The organism is Bradyrhizobium ingae, assembly GCF_055791185.1.
The window spans coordinates 83,368-103,723 of record NZ_JBVUBB010000032.1; the positions used below are offsets into that span (position 1 = coordinate 83,368).

At 59.1% G+C, this 20,356-nt stretch carries 16 protein-coding genes and 1 pseudogene; 4 read left to right on the plus strand and 13 right to left on the minus strand.

Annotated features, from left to right (window positions below):
• Nucleotides 1-58: 58 nt before the first annotated feature.
• The 7 genes from ACV1FX_RS32265 to ACV1FX_RS32295 are packed head-to-tail and all read right to left on the minus strand — an operon-like array spanning nt 59 to nt 7,614.
• Nucleotides 59-1,921: an ABC transporter ATP-binding protein gene (locus tag ACV1FX_RS32265; RefSeq protein ID WP_473121578.1), complete on the minus strand. Its 1,863-nt coding sequence runs from the start codon at nt 1,919-1,921 to the stop codon at nt 59-61.
• Nucleotides 1,918-2,796: an ABC transporter permease gene (locus ACV1FX_RS32270; RefSeq protein WP_473121579.1), complete on the minus strand. Its 879-nt coding sequence runs from the start codon at nt 2,794-2,796 to the stop codon at nt 1,918-1,920. The genes ACV1FX_RS32265 and ACV1FX_RS32270 overlap by 4 nt, the downstream gene beginning before the upstream one ends.
• Nucleotides 2,793-3,734, minus strand: coding sequence for an ABC transporter permease (locus ACV1FX_RS32275; protein WP_473121580.1), 942 nt, complete (start codon nt 3,732-3,734; stop codon nt 2,793-2,795). Before ACV1FX_RS32275 ends, ACV1FX_RS32270 begins: the two co-directional genes overlap by 4 nt.
• Nucleotides 3,731-4,852, minus strand: coding sequence for an NAD(P)/FAD-dependent oxidoreductase (locus ACV1FX_RS32280; protein WP_473121581.1), 1,122 nt, complete (start codon nt 4,850-4,852; stop codon nt 3,731-3,733). The genes ACV1FX_RS32275 and ACV1FX_RS32280 overlap by 4 nt, the downstream gene beginning before the upstream one ends.
• Nucleotides 4,849-6,228: an FAD-dependent oxidoreductase gene (locus ACV1FX_RS32285; protein WP_473121582.1), complete on the minus strand. Its 1,380-nt coding sequence runs from the start codon at nt 6,226-6,228 to the stop codon at nt 4,849-4,851. The genes ACV1FX_RS32280 and ACV1FX_RS32285 overlap by 4 nt, the downstream gene beginning before the upstream one ends.
• Nucleotides 6,225-6,536, minus strand: coding sequence for a (2Fe-2S)-binding protein (locus tag ACV1FX_RS32290; RefSeq protein ID WP_473121583.1), 312 nt, complete (start codon nt 6,534-6,536; stop codon nt 6,225-6,227). Before ACV1FX_RS32290 ends, ACV1FX_RS32285 begins: the two co-directional genes overlap by 4 nt.
• Nucleotides 6,505-7,614: an NAD(P)/FAD-dependent oxidoreductase gene (locus tag ACV1FX_RS32295; RefSeq protein ID WP_473121584.1), complete on the minus strand. Its 1,110-nt coding sequence runs from the start codon at nt 7,612-7,614 to the stop codon at nt 6,505-6,507. Before ACV1FX_RS32295 ends, ACV1FX_RS32290 begins: the two co-directional genes overlap by 32 nt.
• A 93-nt stretch (nt 7,615-7,707) precedes the next feature.
• Here ACV1FX_RS32295 and ACV1FX_RS32300 point away from each other — a divergent pair, with 93 nt between their 5' ends.
• Entirely contained in the window at nt 7,708-8,610 is a 903-nt protein-coding gene (locus tag ACV1FX_RS32300) for a LysR substrate-binding domain-containing protein (RefSeq protein WP_473121585.1), read from the plus strand.
• A gap of 53 nt (nt 8,611-8,663) precedes the next feature.
• Here ACV1FX_RS32300 and ACV1FX_RS32305 read toward each other — a convergent pair whose 3' ends face one another.
• Complete coding sequence (locus tag ACV1FX_RS32305; protein ID WP_473121586.1) at nt 8,664-10,223, minus strand: ABC transporter substrate-binding protein; 1,560 nt, start codon at nt 10,221-10,223, stop codon at nt 8,664-8,666.
• Nucleotides 10,224-11,249: 1,026 nt separating this feature from the next.
• Here ACV1FX_RS32305 and ACV1FX_RS32310 point away from each other — a divergent pair.
• On the plus strand, nt 11,250-11,999 hold the full coding sequence (locus tag ACV1FX_RS32310) for an SDR family oxidoreductase (protein WP_473121587.1): 750 nt from the start codon (nt 11,250-11,252) through the stop codon (nt 11,997-11,999).
• 98 nt (nt 12,000-12,097) lie between these two features.
• Nucleotides 12,098-12,481 (plus strand): DoxX family protein, encoded by a 384-nt coding sequence (locus ACV1FX_RS32315; RefSeq protein WP_473121588.1) that lies wholly within the window; start codon nt 12,098-12,100, stop codon nt 12,479-12,481.
• A gap of 203 nt (nt 12,482-12,684) precedes the next feature.
• Here ACV1FX_RS32315 and ACV1FX_RS32320 read toward each other — a convergent pair whose 3' ends face one another.
• Nucleotides 12,685-12,921 (minus strand): transposase, encoded by a 237-nt coding sequence (locus tag ACV1FX_RS32320; RefSeq protein ID WP_473121589.1) that lies wholly within the window; start codon nt 12,919-12,921, stop codon nt 12,685-12,687.
• 275 nt (nt 12,922-13,196) lie between these two features.
• The gene (locus ACV1FX_RS32325; RefSeq protein ID WP_473121590.1) at nt 13,197-14,105 is read right to left on the minus strand and encodes a LysR substrate-binding domain-containing protein; all 909 of its coding nucleotides are present in this window, start codon (nt 14,103-14,105) and stop codon (nt 13,197-13,199) included.
• Between the two features lie 246 nt (nt 14,106-14,351).
• Between ACV1FX_RS32325 and ACV1FX_RS32330 the strand changes: the two genes are divergently transcribed.
• Nucleotides 14,352-15,596 carry a M20 metallopeptidase family protein gene (locus tag ACV1FX_RS32330; RefSeq protein ID WP_473121591.1) on the plus strand — a complete coding sequence of 415 codons (1,245 nt, stop codon included), beginning with the start codon at nt 14,352-14,354 and terminating at the stop codon, nt 15,594-15,596.
• 386 nt (nt 15,597-15,982) lie between these two features.
• On the opposite strand, the gene ACV1FX_RS32335 is transcribed toward ACV1FX_RS32330, so the two are convergent.
• The 3 genes and pseudogenes from ACV1FX_RS32335 to ACV1FX_RS32345 form a co-directional block, all read right to left on the minus strand.
• On the minus strand, nt 15,983-18,301 hold the full coding sequence (locus tag ACV1FX_RS32335) for a N,N-dimethylformamidase beta subunit family domain-containing protein (RefSeq protein ID WP_473121592.1): 2,319 nt from the start codon (nt 18,299-18,301) through the stop codon (nt 15,983-15,985).
• Nucleotides 18,302-18,327: 26 nt separating this feature from the next.
• Nucleotides 18,328-19,659, minus strand: a complete 1,332-nt coding sequence (locus ACV1FX_RS32340; RefSeq protein WP_473121593.1) for a branched-chain amino acid ABC transporter permease — start codon at nt 19,657-19,659, stop codon at nt 18,328-18,330.
• 318 nt (nt 19,660-19,977) lie between these two features.
• Nucleotides 19,978-20,356: pseudogene (locus ACV1FX_RS32345) on the minus strand (hypothetical protein); the annotation flags it as partial.

A 20,356-nucleotide genomic window follows, 5' to 3' on the forward strand; every position in this document is an offset into this window, starting at 1 on the left:
CCGATCTGCGGCGGCTTTAGGGAAAATAGTCGAGCCGGTCGCCCTGTTGCCTGGAACATCAATCGGCTTCGTTCACCCTGACCAGATGCCCCTCCGACACTTCCCGGTACTGCCTTGCGGGTGGTTCATATCCGATCGGTCGGACCGGGCTTTTCAATTCGTCACCGGCGATGCCCCGCCGGATCCTGCGCCGCGCAGGGTCCGGCACTGGTGCCGCCGCCATGAGCTTTCTCGTGTAGGCATGTTGCGGGTCCTCGAATACAGCCGCGCGTGGCCCGATTTCAACGATCTCGCCGAGATACATGACCGCAACACGGTGGCTCACCCGCTCCACGACGGCCATGTCGTGGGAGATGAAGAGGAACGCCAAATTGAGGCTCTGCTGCAAATCGAGCAACAGGTTGCAGACCTGCGCCTTGATCGACACATCGAGTGCCGACACCGCTTCGTCGGCAACGATGACTTTCGGGTCCAGCATGAGCGCACGGGCGATCGCGATCCGCTGGCGTTGCCCGCCGGAGAATTCATGAGGAAATCGCCGCATCATATCTGGCGACAACCCAACCTTTTCCATCAAGGCTGCCGCCTTGTCGCGGGCTTGTACGCCCGTGCCAAGCCGATGTTGAATAAACGGCTCGACCAGCGCCGATCCGATGCTCAGACGTGGGTTGAGCGAGGCATACGGATCCTGAAACACCATCTGGATCGAGCGTCGCATTTTGCGAAGTGCGGAATGGTCAAGCTTCATTACGTCCTGACCATCGACCACGACACTTCCGCCGGTTGGCTTCACCAGTCGCGTAATTGATCTGCCGGCAGTGGATTTGCCGCATCCCGACTCCCCTACCAGCGACAGCGTCTCGCCCTCGAACAGGTTGAAAGACACGTTTTCAACGGCATGTACCGCCCCGGCTTTGCGGCTGAACAGCCCGGAGCGGATATTGAAGCGCATCGTCAGGTCTTTGACGTCGAGGATCGGCGCCTTGCTTCTAGCGACAGTATCGGCGACGTCCGGAAGCACCTGTTGTTCGCCAGTCTTCGTGTCCAGGATCGGGAAGCGCAGCGGCAGCTTCCGATCGCCCATCGAACCGAGGCGCGGTACGGCCGAAAGCAGCGCGCGCGTGTATGGATGCTTCCCACGGTGGAAGATGTCGGCCGTCGCGCCAGTTTCGACCGCATCTCCACGAAACATGACGATGGTTCTGTCAGCCAATTCCGCCACGACACCCATATCGTGGGTAATGAAAAGGACCGACGTTCCTTCCTCTTCCTGCAGGGTCTTGATCAGGTCGAGAATCTGGCCCTGGATGGTCACATCCAGCGCTGTCGTCGGCTCGTCGGCGATCAGGAGTTTCGGCTTCGACGCGAGCGCCATCGCGATCATCACGCGCTGGCGCATGCCTCCGGAAAACTGATGCGGATATTCGTCGTATCGACCCTTGGCGTTCGGAATCCGAACCTTTTCAAGCAGCCTGAGGACCTCGGCCCTGGCGTCGGCCTTGGAAATATCCTTATGGACAGTGAGTGCTTCAGCGATCTGCTTGCCGATGGGAATGATCGGGTTGAGCGAGGTCATCGGCTCCTGGAAGATCATCGAAATCTCGTTGCCGCGGATCTGGCGCATATCCTCTTCCGGAAGAGACAGCAAATTTCTTCCGGACAGCAGAACTTTGCCGTCCACGCGGCTCGATTGGGGCGCCAGCAAGCGCATGATCGAGAGGGACGTAACGGATTTACCCGAACCTGATTCACCGACGATCGCCATCGTCTCTCGTGGCGCGATGTCGAACGAAATATTGCGAATGACGGCTTTCCAGCCATCATCGACCTTGAACGAGGTCGTGAGATCGCAAACGGAAAGGACGGGGGTTGCGGATACTGCAATTTTCTCGGCGGCGGCCTCTTGAATGGGCGACGTCATTGCGCGCTCCTTGTTTTCGGGTCGATCGCATCGCGCAGCGCGTCACCAAGAATGTTCAGGGCGAGTACGGTCAGGAGGATCGCCAGCGAGGGAAAGACAACCAGCCACCAGGCACTCAGGATGTTCTCGAAACCCTCACGGATCATGCCACCCCATGTCGCGGTAGGCGGTCGAACGCCGAGCCCGATGAACGCCAATGACGCTTCGGTGCGAATGGCGGACGCCATCCACAGCGAAGCGACAACGACAATGTCGGACAGGATGTTCGGAAGGATATGAACCCCCATGATCCGGGACGGCGAAAAGCCAAGCGAGCGACCCGCCTCGACGAATTCGCGCCGCTTCACGGCGATCGTCGGAGCTCGCGCCACACGGGCAAATGGAGCGGTTTCCGTGATGGCAATCGCAATGATCAGATTTTCGAAGCTGGCGCCGAGCATTGCCGCGACCATCAGACCCAACAGCAGCGTCGGAAACGACAGCATCACGTCGACGATACCCATCACGATCTGATCGAACACACCGCCGATATAGCCCGCCAGGATCCCGAATGCTGACCCGACCACCATTGCGACCAGTACGGAAAAGAAACCGATCGACAGCGATATGCGTGCTCCGTAGAGCAGCCGCGAGAGGACATCGCGTCCGTAGCTGTCCGTTCCCAGCCAGAACTGGGCGGACGGCGGGCTTAGTCGATGAAGAATATTCTGCTTCAACGGATCGAAGGGTGAGACAAGCGGCGCGAAAACGGCGAGCAGAATGATCAGCGTCAGAAGGCCGATGCCGAGCCACGAAAAGCGGTTGCGACGAAATGCCGTCAAGATCGGATTCGGCTGCCGCTTCGGTGCGGCCTGAGAGACAGTAGCGTCGGTCATTGGGCAAGACCCACTCTGGGATCGACGAGGGCGTAGATGAGATCGGTGACGGTGTTTACGATGATGACGAAGGTTGCGAAGACCACCATCAGTCCTTGAAGCATCGTGTAATCACGGGACTGCAGAGCACCCAGGATGAGCTTGCCAAGTCCCGGACGCGTGAAAACGATCTCGGTGAGCACAGAATTGCCGATGAGGGTCCCGAAATAGAGGCCAACCACCGTCACGATGGGAATAAGAGCATTGCCAAGAGCATGCCGCAAAATGAGGTTTTGCGGGCGAACACCTTTTGCACGGGCCGTACGAATATAGTCTTCGCCCATGACGTCGAGCATCGAGGAGCGTGTTACGCGCGCGATATAAGCGGTCATGATCAGCCCCAGGTTCAAGGCGGGGAGCAATAGATTCCGAAGATGATCGATAGGGTCGCTGGTGGCGCGGCTCATGACGGGTAGCCAATGCAGCCAGACCGCAAACGCCAAAAGCATCAGGATCGCCGAGACGAAGCCAGGGAAGGACAGGCCTACGAGAGATAGAATGCGGCTGAGATAGTCGGGCCATTGGTCTCGACGGACAGCGGCCATCACGCCTAACGGAAGACCGAGTAGTGTTCCGATCAGCATCGCTGCTGCGGCGAGTTCTAATGTATAGGGAAGGACGAGGGCTACTTCTTCGAGCACTGTGCGACCGCTCACCATCGAGCGACCGAAATTTCCGGTCAGCATGTCCGACAGAAAATGTAGGTATTGGACCCCGATTGGTTGGTCGAGGCCCAGCTGCGCCCTCAGCGCCTGAAGCGCCGCGCCGCTTGCTCGGTCACCGAGCATGGCAACGGCGGCGTCGCCGGGAACCAGGCGCACCAGTACAAAAACCATGGTGAGCATGGCGATCAACGTGGGGATCGCGAGCAGAAGTCTTCGGATCGCATAACCTATCATGCGGCAACCCTTTCAACGGAGACGCGGCTTGCGCAGAAGGCGTCGAGATTGTGATTGGTGTGACCCTGACAGATCAGGTCGGCGACGACCCGTCCGACGGATGGAACGAGCTGAAACCCATGCCCGGAAAAACCGAAGACATGTATCAAGCCCTCAGCTCGCTGAGAAAAGCCGATAACTGGGCGGTGGTCTGGGGTCATCGCTTCCATACCCACCCATGTTCTGACGATCCGCACGCCTTCCAGTTCGGGAAATACGCGGACCGCCGCTTGCATTGATGCTGCCAGCGCGACGACGTCGACGGTGGCCGATTGCCGATCCGCTGCCAGTTTTCCTTGAGAGCCACCTCCAATGAGAAAAGTCCCCTGAGAGGTCTGTTTCAACGACAGCTTCTTGCCGAATGATCCAACGACGGGCTTGATTCTGGAGGCGGAACGTTCCGTTACCACCATCATAGAGGTGCGGATCTCATGCTGTAGCGGATCACCTGCAAGGTGAGAAACATGATCCGCCCAGGCACCCGCCGCGTTGACGACTATCTCAGCCTCGAAGACGCCACGTGACGTCTCGGCTCGCCAACCGGTTGCGGATCGGGTCAAGGCCGTCACGAGGCATTCTTCTATGATATCTACGCCGGCCCGGATGGCTGCGTCTCGAAAAGCCCTGATGGTTCGATGCGGATCGGCCGAACCGTCGCTGGACACCCATGCACCACCCAGGCAATGGGCGGATATACCTGGCAGAAGGTTTCGTATCTCATCGGGGCCGACCATCTGCTCACGGAAATGGCCCATGGCTTGGAGCCGCTTGATACGCATCTCAATCTTCGTCAGCGACAGCTCGTCTTCGGCAACTTGCAATTGGCCGCAGGCGACGAAGCCACAGTCGTCGCCGACGAGACTCTCCATGTCATGCCAGTCCCTGGCAGCCTCGAGGCTGAGAGGCAGTTCGGCAACGTCTCGACCGAGGGTGCGCACACCGGCGGCTGTTGCGCCCGAAGCATGCCGTCCGAGAAAGTGTCGCTCGACGAGCTGAACACTCGCACCCCGACGCGCGGCGTGAAGGGCGGCGGAAAGGCCGTGCAGTCCGCCTCCTATAATGAGGACATCAGCGTTCATCCCGCGCCCTCCGCGTTTTCCAGCGACGCGATCTCACCGAGAGTGACCGGCTTCAACGGCGGACGAATATGGAAGAAACGGACCTCGCTGACCGGAAGATCATGGACCTCCGCGAGCAGCGCCTGAACCGTGTAGCCGCACTGGCGCCCTTGGCACGGACCCATTCCGCAACGTGTCGCAGCCTTTACCGCGCTGGGATCGGCGGGGCAGTTGCGTGCGGCGGCACGAATGGCGCCAGCTGTGACTTCCTCGCAGCGACACGCGATGACGTCATCGGCGAGCCGGGTCCGCGGAGGGGGATACATGGCATCGAGGAACGGCCGCAATGCGAGCGCTCGCTCACGGCGTCGGTCGAGATGCGCCCTCTGTCGAAGCCTGTCCGTTTCGGAGGAAATCCCAAGGCGGCCGGCGATGCCGAGTGCCGCGATCTCTCCGGAAATGGTCGCTGCCAGCCAGCCGCCGATTCCGCTCGCATCACCGGCCACGAAAAGGCTTTCGCGACTGGTTTCTCCCCACCGGTCGACCTTCGCCGCCAGATATCCCTGTTCGTCATTCCAGTGATGGGCACAGCCGAGCGCCAGCGTTTCGTGAATGCGCGGCACGACACCCTCGTGAACCAACAGCAGGTCCGCTTCGACACGATGGCGTTTTCCCTCCACCTCCCAGGTTAGATGCTCGAGGCGCTCGTCGCCTTCAGCTCGCAGGTGTGAGAAGCCCCGCACGATCATGCCGCTGCGCTTGATCCCGCGAAGCCACCGCAGGCCTTTGAGCAAGCCGCCAAAGTCACGCCAGGCCCCGGGGAGACGGCTCAAGGCGGACAGGCGGGGAGGTGTCGAGGTGTCGAGAAAACCGGCAATGCGACCACCGAGGTTGAGGAGCTGGGTTGCATAGAGAAGCGGCAAGGGGCCTGCTCCGGCAATCCAGACCTTGCCCTCCGGCAACATCCCACCCGACTTGAGAAGGATTTGCGCCGCCCCCACGGTCATCACGCCCGGTAGGGTCCAGCCTGCGAATGGCACTGGCCGTTCCTGGGCGCCGTTGGCAAGCAATACCGCGCGAACTGCGATACGCCGGGCTTTGCCCTCGGCAGTCAGAAAAAGATTCCAGCCGTCTTCAATCTGCCAGACCTGTGTCGACGGCAGGTATTCAGCGCCGGACACCCGAAAGGCAGCCGCAAGTGCCTGTCCTTTCTGATAGTCTTTGCCGAGCGCCGGGAAGACGGGACTGCTGGTATTCCGCTCGATCCCCCTGAATATCTGCCCGCCCGGCGAAGGTTGTTCGTCGATGACAACCACCGAAGCGCCGAGCTCGCGCAGGCGAATAGCAGCGCTCATACCGGCCGGGCCCGCACCGACGATCGCGACATCGTAGCTCATCGTGAGATATCCCGCGGACCGCGCTGGGTTTCAATTCGCATCCCGGGGCGGACCGGAACCAGACATCCTTGAGTGGAAGCAATTCCGTCCACGATCGCCAGACACTCGAAGCAAACGCCCATCTGACAGTAAGGTAGCCTTGGCGTCCCGCTGACCGGCGACCTACGGCCAGCACCGGGAACGCGCAGAAGCACGCTGGCAACTGTCTCGCCGTCCCAGGCGGGCGTCTCCACGCCATTCACGAGCACGGTCATGTCGGACCGTTTGCCCAGCTTTTCACGCACACTTTTGAACATCGAATCTTCCATTTGAAAAAGCGGGCAGGTCGGTCGACAACCTCCCTTCAAGCATCGCTGGAGCGACGATCGCCGCGTGAACCGCCGCAAGCGTCACCCCTGAGTGGCAAGCGGCAGCAAAGAGACCGGGATGGGCTGCGGATTCGGCGTAGATCGGCGAACCATCAGGAGGCAGGACCCGAAAGCCGCTCCATTGACGCACCAGCCGCGCCGATGCCAATGCTGGAATAATTCGCGTCGCCCGAAGGGCGAGCGTCGTCGCCGAAGCAACGGTTACTCCCCGATCGGTGGTATCTTCTTTCGTCGCGCCGATCATGACGGTACCGTCGGCCGTCTGCCGCAAGCCACTGCCGGGATAGGGCAGGAATGGCTGAAGCCGTTCGGTGACGAGAAGCTGACCGCGCTCGGAGCGCAGCGGGATTTTGAAGCCGATAGGGTCGGTCAGGGCAGGCGTTGTGAGGCCTGCGGCAACGACAACGCGCGGCGCGGCATAGGTGCCTAGAGCCGCCTTCACGGTAAATCCGCTTGTTCCGGGCTTGATCGATTCCACGGCGTTGCGAAAAAGGATCTTTCCACCCGCGGCGACTATGCCGCGCTGCAGGGCGGCCAGAAGCTGCAATGGGTTCACGTGGCCATCGGCCTCACAATAACTGGCGCCGACAACCTCCGGACCGAAGCCGACAGCCGGCATCATTCGTTCGAGCTCGCGGCGATCGACCATTCGCGTGTCGTTCTGCGGCGAGTAGTTGTGCGTCCGCTTGTTGAGCGCTTCGCGAGCTTCGTATTCAGTCTCGCTCAAGCAATAAATCATGCCGCCAGGTCGGGAATAGTCGACCTGCATCCCGATCGTTTCGGTCAATTCGCGAAGAAAGGCCGGCCATAGGTCCGCACTTTGACGGCTCAGTTGATGGTAAGCGGGCGCGTTCGATCCCTTTCCCTGAACCCAAACAAGACCAAAATTAGCCCGTGCCGCGCGCATGTCCTGATCTTCTCCATCAAGGACGATGACTTCTTGTCCCCGCTTGGCGAATCCATAGGCAAGTGCGGCTCCAACAACGGCTCCCCCAATAACGATAACGTCCGCGTCCACCCTTATCTCCATTGGTTATTGTCGAGCCTAGGAAGCGAGTGTAGAAAGTCAAAGTCGTTTAGTTCGATGGCGTATTCGCTAGGGTTATAACCAATGAGGGATCCGAGCCTGAGGCAACTCGAGGCACTCATGGCTGTCGTCGAAAGTGGTACCGTCAGCCGCGCTGCCGAGGTCCTAAGAATCTCGCAGCCAGCAGCAAGCAAGCTCATCCAGGATCTGGAAGCAGATACTGGGCTGCAGCTGTTCGAGCGCGAGAGTGGCCGACTGGTGCCGACCGGGCGCGGAATGCGTCTGTATGAAGAGGTCGAGCGCATTTTCGGCGGCGTGCACCAATTGGCTCGAGCCGTGGATGCAATCCGGCGCGAGGAGCATGGCCACCTGCTGATCGGCACAATGCCGGCATTGTCGGGCCCATTCATCACCCGCGTGGTTGCGGGATTCAAAATGCGGCATCGGGATGTTTTTATTTCCATCGAAGCTCGCAGCTCCCAGTTTCTGACGGAAGCCGTCCTGCTTCGTCGTGTCGATTTGGCTCTCGTAATCAGCGGCCTGGAACATTCGTCCGTTCAGGTCGACTGCGTAAAATGTCCGCCGGCCGTGGTGGCGCTCCCTCTGGGACACAGGCTTTCCGATATGTCAGACCTGTCTCCGATCGATCTCAAGGATGAACCCTTCATCGCATTCGCGCCGACGGGAACGATGCGCAGTAAGGTCGATGCCGCCTTTGAAAGGTTCGGCCTGAGGCCAAACATCGCCATCGAGGCAACGACCGCCCCGAATGTCGCCGAGCTGGTCGCGGCCGGATTGGGCGTGACCGTAGCCGACCCTTTGGCCCTAGAGCACGTTGCCGGTCGGATCACATCAAGGCCGTTTACGCCGGTCATCGACTTCGACTACGTGCTGATCCGTCCGATCCGTGCGAGAAAGAGCGATCTGGTCGCTGATTTCGTGGCAGAAGTACATGCCGCAGCAAAGACGCCAAAACTCACAGCATAGAGAAACCCCGCAATATCGGACTGCCTCCGGTCAGGTCAGACGGGGAAAACCGGTCAGCGGTTGATCGTTGTTTGCTCGGTAATTGGGGGCGCCAGGTTCAAGGAGCCCTTGAGTTCGTAACCGTAGTTTAGACTTTTGCTATGGACCCAGACCTGCATCAGGCTGAACAGAGGCACGCCGCACACCTGGTCGTAGATTTTCTTCTGAGCGGCGGACCAAAGTTTCAAACGTTCTTCGTCCGTCGTGGCTTTTCGCGCGGCCGTGATATCGGCATCGCCGGCGTTGCAATGTGCGAAGTTCGTCACCGCAGTGGGCTTTCCGATCGACGCATCCGAGTGGTAAAATTGGCTCAGATAGCTGTCTGCGACGGGATAACGGGCGGCGCCGTAAAAGACCACATCGCTCAGATCCTTGCGGATTTGTTCGTGATAGGTCGGATGATCAACGATCTGCATTTGCAGGTTGATCCCCGCTTCTGCCAACTGGGCCTGAATGACCTCCATGATAGGCTGCTGAGCGGAGTTGGATGAGACGACCGCCGACAAGGTTAAACCGTTCTTGAAGCCGGCCTCCGCCAGCAGTTTTTTCGAAGCTTCAGGATCGTAATTGTAGCTCCAGGTGCAGTCTTCGCCGAGATAGTCGTTCGGCACGACCGAGCAGCCCTTCAGGGCCACCCCTGCGCCGACGAACTGGACGATCTGGTCTACATTAATAGCGTGAGCGATCGCTTCACGGACCTTGACGTTATCCAAAGGCTTGCGGGCCCTGTTTATGAAGACGGTGCGATATTCGCCTGGGGCGAAAATATCGACCGCGACATTGTCCCAGGCTTTCGCCTGATCGACCCAGCGCTGTTCGCGCTTACCGAAAATCAGGTCGAGCTCGCCTGATCTGAAGGCAAGTTCACGGCTTGAATCCGAAGGAATCAGATCGACCCTGATGTCGTTGATTTTTGGGGCACCCCGGAAATAGCCAGGGAATGCTTTGAGATAGACTGACTGCTGCGTAACAGCCTTGTCGAACATGAACGGGCCCGTCCCGATCGGGTTTGCCTTGAATTTGGCGCCGAGTGCTTCGATGGCTGTTTTGCTGACAATGTTTCCGCCATGGTAGTTGGCGACGAGGCCCAGGAAGCCAGCAACGGGCTCGCTCAGCATGATGCGCACGGTCAACGGATCAATCGCCTCGATTGATTTGAAGGCGGCATAGTCGCTCGAGTAGGACGAGGTTTCGGGGTTCTTCGCACGCTGCAAGGAGAAGACGACATCGTCAGCTGTCAACGTACCGTAGTCGCGGTGGAATTTGACATCCTTGCGAAGCTTGAACGTCCAGACCAGGCCGTCATCGGAGCTTGTCCAGCTCTCCGCCAGATCGGGTTCGATCTTGGTCGGGTCGGCGCTGCCGGGAACGAAGCGGACGAGGCCGTTGAAAACCCAGGATACGATCGTCATGTCCTGGGTGTTGCTCGCCCTCGCAGGATCGAGCGTTGCGATGTCAGCGGCGCTTACCCCCACCCGGAGCGATGCCGCGTCAACTTTTCCCGTCGATGCGAGAGCCAAAAGCGCCGAAGCTGCCAATACAGCAAGCATGCTTTTCCCAATCTTGTCGGCCAAGTTCCCCTCCATTCCTTATTTTTCTGACCGAGTTAATTGGAGTCTCCTATAAGTATCAAAGTCGATATTTTTGTAGGTGTATTCTGATGGATTATAGTTCGCCCTTGACCAGCATTCGGACTGCACCTTTTGGAGAGAGCGCTCGGGGCCTCGCAGGGGTCGCGCTTCCAGTCCGGATGGGACAGGAGTGCTCGCTGCCCGGTCCCGAGGATATCGGTGAACTCGCAGCTGGCTCGGGACCGACGAGGCGAAAATGCTGAAGCAAAAAGAGCTCGCCCCCTAGCCGCCCATTCTCGCGACCAAGACTCCTCCGCGAAGAAGGCGTCGGACCATCACCTCGGGGGGCGCGCTTGCATCGGCATGCGCTGGATCGTTGTCGCTCCGTGCGCCGAGGTGGGCGTGCAGATCATGACTTTGGCGTCGATGGTCGCGCGGCGTGCGTCTGATCGAATCATCGGAGGCCAGAAACAGACAACTCTCGCGATCTCATCAACGGCGCCGCTGCGGTGCATTGGAATTTGGGCGCGCACCTGGGTCTTTCGTCTGCTCGATCTTCTCCGGCGCGAAGCACCTTGAAGGTTGCGCAACAGGGTCCACCGGAGAGCGCCGATGCGTCTCCGGACGCAAGGGCGCTCGCGCGCGAGGCCTAAAAACGCTTCCGGCGTTTGCAAAGAGGATATCGACGCGGCCAGTGTCACACGCTCGGCCTCGATCACTTCGCGACCTTAGAACGAGCAAAAACTGCTGCTCGCGCCGGCTCGACCAGATGAAGCCGAAATGGATGATCGACAACTGCGGCCTCGCAAACCGCGAGAAAGATCCAGAGGCCATCCCACTGCAGCTCAACGTTCACTCCCCGGGTTGGTCCAAGCCATCCATTTCTGTATGCCGACATAGGAAATTAGACGATTGCTATTCTGTCTGTCCAAGGCAAAAGGAGCGCCAGAAATGGAGGAAAGCAAATCAAGCTCCATGAATAGTGCGGTTCACATCGGGTACGCCAAAGGACGAAACAGGAGACGAAATATGGGTAAGCTAGGCGGCAAGGTCGCTGTCATCACCGGCGGCAGCGATGGAATGGGACTGGCGACAGCCAAGCTGTTCGCACGCGAGGGCGCGAAGGTCATCATCACCGGGCGCGATCAGGCGAGGCTCGATGCCGCGGCGCAGGGCATCGGAAATGGCGCCGACGCGATCGGCTGCGATATTTCGAAGATGGCGGACATTGAAGCACTGCGTGCGTTTGTCGAGAGAAGGCACGGCCGTGTCGACATCATCTTCGCGAACGCCGGTGCGGCGCGACCGAACATGTTTGAATATATGTCGGAGGAAGAATTCGATTTCACGATCGCCTGTACCTTCAAGGGAACGTACTTCACGGTCCAGAAGCTCCTGCCGCTGATGACGTCCGGCGGCTCGATCGTCCTCAACACCACGACCCTGACCACAAAGGGCATGCCCTATGTCAGCGTCTATTCGGCGGGCAAAGCTGCCGTTCGCTCGCTGGCGCGCTCGCTCACGGCGGAACTCATCGACAAGGGCATACGCGTGAACGCCATGGCGCCTGGCTACATCGACACCGACCAGGCGCGCAAGTCGGGTGTGAGCGAGGAGATGATCCAGCAGACCAAGACCCAGGTGCATGCCCAAATTCCGATGCACCGCAGCGGCACCGTCGATGAGATCGCAAAAGCCGTCCTGTTCCTGGCCTCCGATGACTCATCCTATTTGACAGGCAGCGAACTCTGCGTCGACGGCGGCTGGAACCAAGTCTGACAGTTTCTGCGACCAAGCATGACAAGGTCATCCGCTCTAGGCGAATGACCTTGTGCAATGGATTTGACCATCGCTCATTAGGATAGGCGTGTGATCGTATGTCTGAAGACTCTGTGCTGAAACCCGGGAAAACCAGTCTTTGGGTTCTGCGTGGCCTCATGGCCTTTGTTTTTATTGCTACCGGTGCGATGAAGCTGGTGGCAACGCCCATGATGATTGAAGATTTCAACCATCTGGGCCTGGGCCTCTGGTTTATGTATTTCACTGGGGCTTTGGAAGTTATCGGTGGGATTGGTGTTCTAGTGCCGCGTTTCTCTCCGTGGGCCGCCCTACTGCTGCTGCTGGTGCCGATCGATATCGCAGCCTTCATCCTGCAGTTGACGGTCTTTCATCACGACTGGATTCATCCAATCGTCTTCGGCCTGATCCTTTTTGGGATCATATATCTTCAAAGGAGCGTTCTCCGCTCGAAGGCGAGCTGATCGGAGAGAACGATCCCTGACCGTCGATGACTCGTCCTATCTAACAGGCACCGAACTCTGCGTTGACGGCGGCTGAAACCAAGTCTGACAGCCGCGAGAAAACACAGGATGTCATTCGCCTGCAATATTGCAGGCGAATGACACTCCTTTGCGCCAACGACCACCTAGGTCGTTTCTAGGCTCTGGATTCGACGACGGCCCTGTCAGCCCCGTGCACCGGTTTCTCGAAGCCCGATTTGAAGAGGCCTCCTGCCGCCAATCCATTCGCTCTCGCCAGGCTGATATTGGCGCGGCGTCAGCCCGAGGTACGGACCGACTTTGGTCGACGAAGTGAAGCGCTTCGGATTGTCGATGGCCGCCCTGAATGCGCGGGCCGTCATCGTGCCAATGCCAGGCCTGCGGCGCAGTGAAAGATCGATCGAGGCGACGCTGTCCGCCACTCGCGATAGCCATTTTTGTCGATCCGCACCTGATTGCCCAAACCATCACAACAGTGATTTACGGAACGGTACCGGCTTTCTGCCAACGGGTCGTGTCCGCTGCCGCGCGCGCCGAGGCCGAAAGACAGCTCACGATTATGTTTCGTTCTTACCTTATCGCGAGCCGCAATGCAGAATAACGGAAGTTGCCGTAGAGAGCCGGGATACAGGCAGGGTTCGGTCGGTTCGATACGCATATTGTACCCACTGGATACCCGCCAAGAGCCGCAGCGCTCTCAGGCACCGATGGATGCCGCCGATTCCTTGAGGCATTCTCTGAACAAGCGTGCTGCAGGTGTCAGCAAAGACGAATCGCGCATCACGATTGATACGCGGGCCTTCGGTAGCTGCTGGGTATTCCCGAGCGGAGTTAACCCCCGTGCCGCCGCTCGGTTGCGAAACAACCAACCCGACACGATTCCTACCGCGTCTGTCTGCCGTACAAGTGGCAACAGCACAGCCAGTGTTTGGCAAACCATAATATCTCGAGGCGGCGCTCCCTTGCTGGCATCAAAGACACGTCTCAGCACCTCAGGTCCATAAGTGGGTACGACCCACATGCTATTGGCCAGCTGGAGGACCGAACGTGTTCGAACAAGTGGATGCTTGGAGCGTACGACAATGGTGAGCGGCATCTGAAACAAAAGCTCTCGCTCCCACTCGTCGGTTGCATCGCCCACCTCGTTGACAACGGCAAAGTCAAAGAAGCCGTTCCTCCAGCGCTCATCCGTCGCAACCCACGTCAACTCGTGAAGCTCTATTGCGACGCCCGGCCGCAACTTCCTGAATGCGCTCACCGCCGGCGCCAATGCGTAGGTTGCCGCTGCCGAGCTGACCGCAACGCATAGCTGGCCTCCGGTGCCATCACGCAGTTGAGCAATCTCATCGTGCGTGCGCTGCACTTCAGCAAGAACCAGGTGAGCGCGATGGAGCAATGCCGTACCTATTTCGGTAAGGCGCACGCCCGCGCTGCTGCGTATGAACAGTGCTGTACCAAGGCCGCGCTCAAGCTCTCGGACCGCGTGCGTAACGGCCGGCTGGGTCAGTTGGAGCGTGCGCGCCGCCTCGCGGATACTACCGGCCTCTGCCACGGTTTTGAACGCCCGCAGTTGACGGAGGCTCATCTGCATAGAGGGTTCTTTCATGACGTGTCTCCGAAAAGTGCCGACAAGGTGATAAAGGAAATTTATACCGGTGCCTCGAAGTTTGTCTTTATCTTATATTCGGCTCCCCTTATGTCTCGATGGAGATTGAACGTCCTTACCCCTCGGGCATCCATGAAACCTCGGCATCGACTTTTCGCACTCGCTGCGGCCTGCCTTCTGACTAGCAGTGCTGCGAGCCAGGATGCGTCCGCGGCCTCTTCTGCACTGGCGCAGCAGGCACTGGCCTTGGCCGATGCATCCGAGGCCCAGGTGATCCAATGGCGACGCCATATTCATCAGCACGCCGAGCTTTCGTACCAGGAGGTACAGACTGCGGCATACATTGCGGAGGCCCTCGCGAAGATGCCGGGCATCGAGATGCAGACTGGTATCGCGAAGACCGGCATCAAAGCAGTGTTGCGCGGTGGCAAGCCAGGCCCGGTGGTTGCGTTGCGCGCCGACATGGATGCGCTGCCAGTCGAGGAGCGTAGCGATGTGCCCTTCAAGTCCACTGCCCGGGGCGACTACCTCGGCAAGCCGACGCCGGTCGCTCATGCCTGCGGACATGATACGCACGTCGCGATGTTGCTTGGTGCTGCTCAGGCCCTGTCCGCGGTGCGGGCTGAGCTGCCTGGCACCGTCGTCTTTCTATTCCAGCCGGCTGAAGAACTGGGGCCCGGGCCAACGCCTAGCGGGGCATCTGCCATGGTCGAGGCCGGCGCACTCGACAACCCCAAGGTCGATGTCGTGATGGGGCAGCATATTAGTGCCGCTGCGCCATCGGGAACGATCGGCTACCGACGGGGTAGCCTCATGGCCAGCATCGACATCTTCAGGATTTCCCTCAAAGGCAAGGGTGGGCACGGCGCAATGCCTTGGCTCTCCAAGGATCCGACCCTGGCCGCTGCTGAGATCACCTTGGCCCTGCAAAACATCGTCAGCAATCAGACCAACCCGTTGGATGGATCGATTGTGGTGACGGTAGGTCAACTGCAGGCCGGGAATCGCTTCAACATCCTGCCGGAGACTGCGGAGATCGCGGGTACCATCCGGTCGCTTTCGATAAACAATCGAAAAATTGCGCAAGAGAGCGTTCGCCTCAAGGCTCAAAGGATTGCCGAGAGCTATGGAGTTACTGCCGAGGTGACCATCGAGAGCAGCTCTGGCTATGAGGTTCTGGTGAGCGATCCAGCCGCAACCGAGGCCGTGATCCCGGCGCTCGAAGCGGCAACAGGTCCCGGCAAGACCAGCGAGATTCGTCCTACCATGGGCTCCGAAGATTTCGGCTCGTTTGGACAGAACATTCCGGTGGTGTTCTGGATATTAAACGCCTCGCCCTTTTCAGATCGTGCTGGAGCTCCCAATCATGCACCGGAGTTCGCCATCGATGAAACCGCCTTGCGGGTTGGCGTGCGCGCACTGGTGGGAAGCGCCATGGCATACATGCTTCGGCCCGCGAACGCGCCGACGTCGGAACGCCTCCAGAGATAGTGCGGTGGCGAGGACATCCACGTCGTAGGCCTCGATCAAGATCGTAACGATGCGCTGCCCACTATTGGTCGGAATGTCCGAGATCGCATTGATGCGTCTGCAACGGCAGGGTGTGACTGGCGTGGAGGGGCGGTTCGGGAGCAAGGGGATAATTTGGAGCGGATACCACGTTGTCCTGCCGAGCGCCGGCTTGTCGAAGATTTTATTGCTCTAAAAGTGAATTCCTGCGCGGGCGAACGCGCACGAGTCCCTCATAGAACTCTAGATCAGTCGCGCCCTCGGTATTGATCAGGAGGGCCGATACATCTCAGCCAAGCCCGACCTTCGCACGGTGATAGCTTGGGCGCTCACCTCGGCCAGGGTCCGCGCAAGTAGGCTATCTGACGCTACCTCCATTGCTTCTCCTCCAGAGTCCACATTGAAGCAGGCAATGGACCATCTTTTGCAAACGCGTCGACGACGTTCGACAACAGCTGCGAGATATTGTTGTCGAAGTTGGCGTAGGGCAGTGCTTGGCCGAAGGCGATGGACCCGGTTGAGAACACTGCGCCTCCGTTTGTCGATGTGAAAAAAACCATGTCGGCGCGGATGCGATAGTCGTAGGTGCCCATGAGCCCCGGGTAGGGATAGAGAACCTCCTCCACAACCGTTTGGTAATTATCTGTGTGGCCGCCCGAAGACGCCACGATGAGAGAGTGTGGCGGTGTTCCCAAGGCAAGATCGTAGCGATCGATCTCGATGCCGCCGGCCGCACCGTGCGCCAGCCCGAAGTCGCCAAGGATTTCGCCTTCAATGCCTTCGAACATCCAATCGACCCGACGATGCCAGCTATCCGGCATCCGTCGAAATGGGCGGCAGGCATCAAAACCTTCCGATATGATACCGACGCCGACAACCTTTTGTGGCGGTCGCCCGAGATCCTTCCAGAGTCCGCTCTTCTGGCCGGAAGTCGCAAGATGATATTCGCCGGGGCGGGCCTGCCATGCCCGCATTCCGGAATTGAGTTTGCGCACTTCCAGGCACCACGGCTCATCCTTGCGGTAAGCGACGTTCCAATAATAGCCGTTGCCGCCCGTATAAATCAGCCGTCCGCCCGAGGCGACGAAATCCTCGGTTGCGTCCAGGATCTGTTCGGAGATGTATTCCGGGTGGGTGCCGGTAAGCACGAGGCGATACGGCGTGAGGGCGTCCAGACCTTCACGATGAACGTCTTCGTCGGTCAGGATGTCGTAGTCGTAACCCCTGTGCTCCAGCCAGGCGATGATCGAAAGATCGGCGGGAAACTGCCACGTGATTCCCATACCCGCTATTCGCGTTTTCGGGCGCATGTTGAGGATCGGACGACGGTAGGAGCTGTAACAGACGCCCGCGCCATCATCATGCGAGTCGTAACACGACAGACCGAATTCGCGGGTTTGGTAGAGTTCGATGTCGATCTCTGAAACGATCGGGGATTGTCCGGCCAGCGGCTGCATGATTTGTGCGTCGAAGCTCAAATGTTCGTTGGCGTAGGCAAGGTAGCTGCCCGTCGGAACCAGGAACGCAATCGGAGCTTTCGGCTGTCTCGGCCGCACAAAGAACACGATGTATTCCTCGCGCAGCCCCTTGCCGTCGCCAAGACGGAGCCGGATCGCGTATGCCCCACTCTTCAAATCCGGAACGATAAACTCTTTTGTTTTCTCCCAATTGCAATCGATCACGGCATCGGCGTGGAACTCGATGCCACCGAACTCGGCCGGCGCGATGCGGAAGCAGTCATTGTGGCCGTTCCAGTTGAATCCGGTCTGTCCGCGAACGGGGCGATTGTATCCGCGTGCCGTCAATTCGTGCGGACCGATGTCAACGACATCGTCGCCAATGCCCTTGTCGGTGTACCCCTTCGACGTATCCCAGAGCGCGACGACTGCATCGCTCGGATATTCAAGCTTCGTGCGATAGGCGTCGAGCTCGGCCTGCGTCAACACGCGATTGAAGACGGCGGGGCGGTCAATCTTGCCGTTGAAGCACTGGGTGACGAAATGGCCGCGCAATTCGTGAAAGTCCCGGGCGCCTCCGACGATGAAGGGTACGTCCAGAGGATTGTCGGGGCGAAACCGCAGGCTCTCGCGGACGTGAGAGCGAAAATCGAGGCCCGCCACCTTGCCGAGCAGGCTGTTGTATCGATTGGCTGCGCTCTCCTGATGGATCGTTGCCCGTCCGGTTTTCGGATCATATGAGGCTGCAATGAAATACCAGTTGTTCTTGAGCAGCGGGACTTCGGTCACCAGGTAGTCGACCTCCTTCCCGTCGCCGTACCCGAATTCGATGACGCCGTCGCCGTTGATCCAGATACCGTATCCCTTGTTGTTGAAGGCATCCCATCGACCCAGTAGGCAATTGCGCGTCGAATGTCCGGGCTTGTTCGGATAGACGAACGCACAGAGCGTGAAAGGGCCGTCCAGCGCGAGCCGGCGCTGCGGATCGTCGACAGTTAAGAAAGAGCCGACCTGAGTGAATTGCTTTCGCACCCTCCAGGTGCCGTTGATCGGCGAGGTTACCTCCTCTTCGATATAGCCCGGGCCGGAAGGGTGGGCGTCGCCATGAATCAACCGCACCAGCTGCGCCTCCGCGGCATTGGTGCCGTCCGCATGAACGAAGAACGAGATGGTGTCTCCCGGTTTGACGGATATCTTGTCTGCGTAACCAAATATTTTCAGTTCGGCCATGGATCAGGATCTCGCTTTCAATAGCTTTAGGATTCCATCAAATCTTGGACCCGACGCAGGAACAGCGCGTGATACGCCTCGTTAGCGGTCGGGTAGGTGCGATCTTCGACGACCCGCGGTGGCGTGCCGCGGCGCCCGGAGAGCCCGACGATCCGGTAGGCCTTGAAATCTTCCAGCACCATCATCGCGTATTTGTCGACCTGGGTTTGACCCCGGAAATAGATGAGCAGCCGCTCGAGCGCTTCGCTGTGCTGACCAAGCGGACGCGCTCGATGTTCTTCGATCACTGTGTCGGTGACCAGACGCTTCAGGAAATCTCGCTGGGCCTTGTCGAAACGGCGCCGGTAGACTTCGTCCTTGTTATCGATCTCGGTTGCTTCTTCCGGTAACATCTCTCCACCTTTTTCTGCTCTCGACGAACGGTTTTCGCTTCGCTTCTTGGCCCGCCAGATCCTGAATTGGGTTTTGATTCCGAAAATCCCGCCACGAAGAAACAGAACGACGCCAAGCATGATCGCGCCAATCAAGACGTAGCGCAGCGGCCCGATGCTGATCATCACGCGATCGATGAACACCACGATGACTGTGCCCAGCACCGCGCCTTCGGATCGACCAATGCCGCCAATGACCAGCATCGAAAGAGAAAGCAGCACGGTGTCGAATGAAAACAGATTGGGCGATGCGCCGCCAAAATGGATTGCGTAGAAGCCGCCGGCAAAGCCCAGGAAAGTCGAGGAGATCAGAAACACGTTGATGCGGGCGCGATAGAAGTCGATGCCGCAAGCTTCGGCGAATGCCTCCTTCTTCTCGGGCGCCATTTTCAAGAGCCGCCCCAGTCTTTTGCCGTCGACGAAACGGTAGACGAACAACGCGATGATCATCAGGGCGAAGGACGCGTAGTAGAGCGTCATCTGCCGCAGCGACGGCGATAGCCAATCGGGTACGTAGCTTGGCGCGCCGAACAGGCCCCCCGTGGCCGAGCCCAATTCGCTGGACTGAATCACGTAGACGCGGCACAACTCGACGATGCCGAGGGTCAGCAGCGCATAATAGAGCCCGTCGAGTTTCAGCGCCGGAAGTGCGATGACCACGCCGAACACCAGGCCGATCACGCTGCCGAGCAGCGGTAACGACCACCACGGCAATCCGAGTTGAATGGCGGCATAGGTCGTTGCATAGGCGGCCGCGCCGACGACGGCGTAACTGGCAAGGGAAAATATTCCCGCCGTGCCGATGATTAACATCCAGGCGAGGTTGATCGAGCCGTAGATGCACATCAAGGCCGCCGCCGAGAGCACGGTGTTCCATGTATCCTGCGGAAGGATGAAGGGAAGGACCGCAAACAGCGCGAACGCCATCGCCCACCAGATCGGCCGCTTGTCGACGATCGTCTTTTCCCGACGGCTGGTCTTGCGGTTGTATCCACCGCGAATGTCAAGCACGCGCCTGCGCGTCGGCCAGTACCGTGTGCGCCACCACAGCCTCGAGCCATGTCCCGGCCATTTGTAGTAATATCTGAGCCGACCGATCCGATGCAGCTTTGCCTTGAACGAGGTGGTCTCGTCCCACGTCACTTGCGGCGGAAGAAACGCGTTGGTAGGCGCTGAGCGCGCGTCAACCTTGGTCTCGTAGCCGCCGAGCGGGTCGATCCAGATCGGAGTGGTCTCTGACACGTCTTAAGCCTCGCGCGCTCTGTCCAGGATGCCGGCGATGCCGCGCGGGCGCAGGATCAGGATGAGAATGATCAAGAGGAACTGGGTGATCAGAACGTACTGGCCACCGAGTAAAGCGGCAGTGAGAGCTTCGTTGACGCCGAGCAGCAAAGCGCCCGCGACCGCTCCGGGCACGCTTCCCAGCCCGCCGACAAGTGCAATGCTGAGGCCCTTGATCATGGGTGTGATGCCGCTGAAAGGGGAGATCCAGTAGGTCTGTGATGGGGTGGACGCCCCCCTCGACGGCATCAATGTGCCAAGATGGTGGTGTTGAAACAGCCACTGCAGAGAAGGAGCGTCCGCCATGGAAGTTAGCACGATCGGAATAGATTTGGCGAAGAAT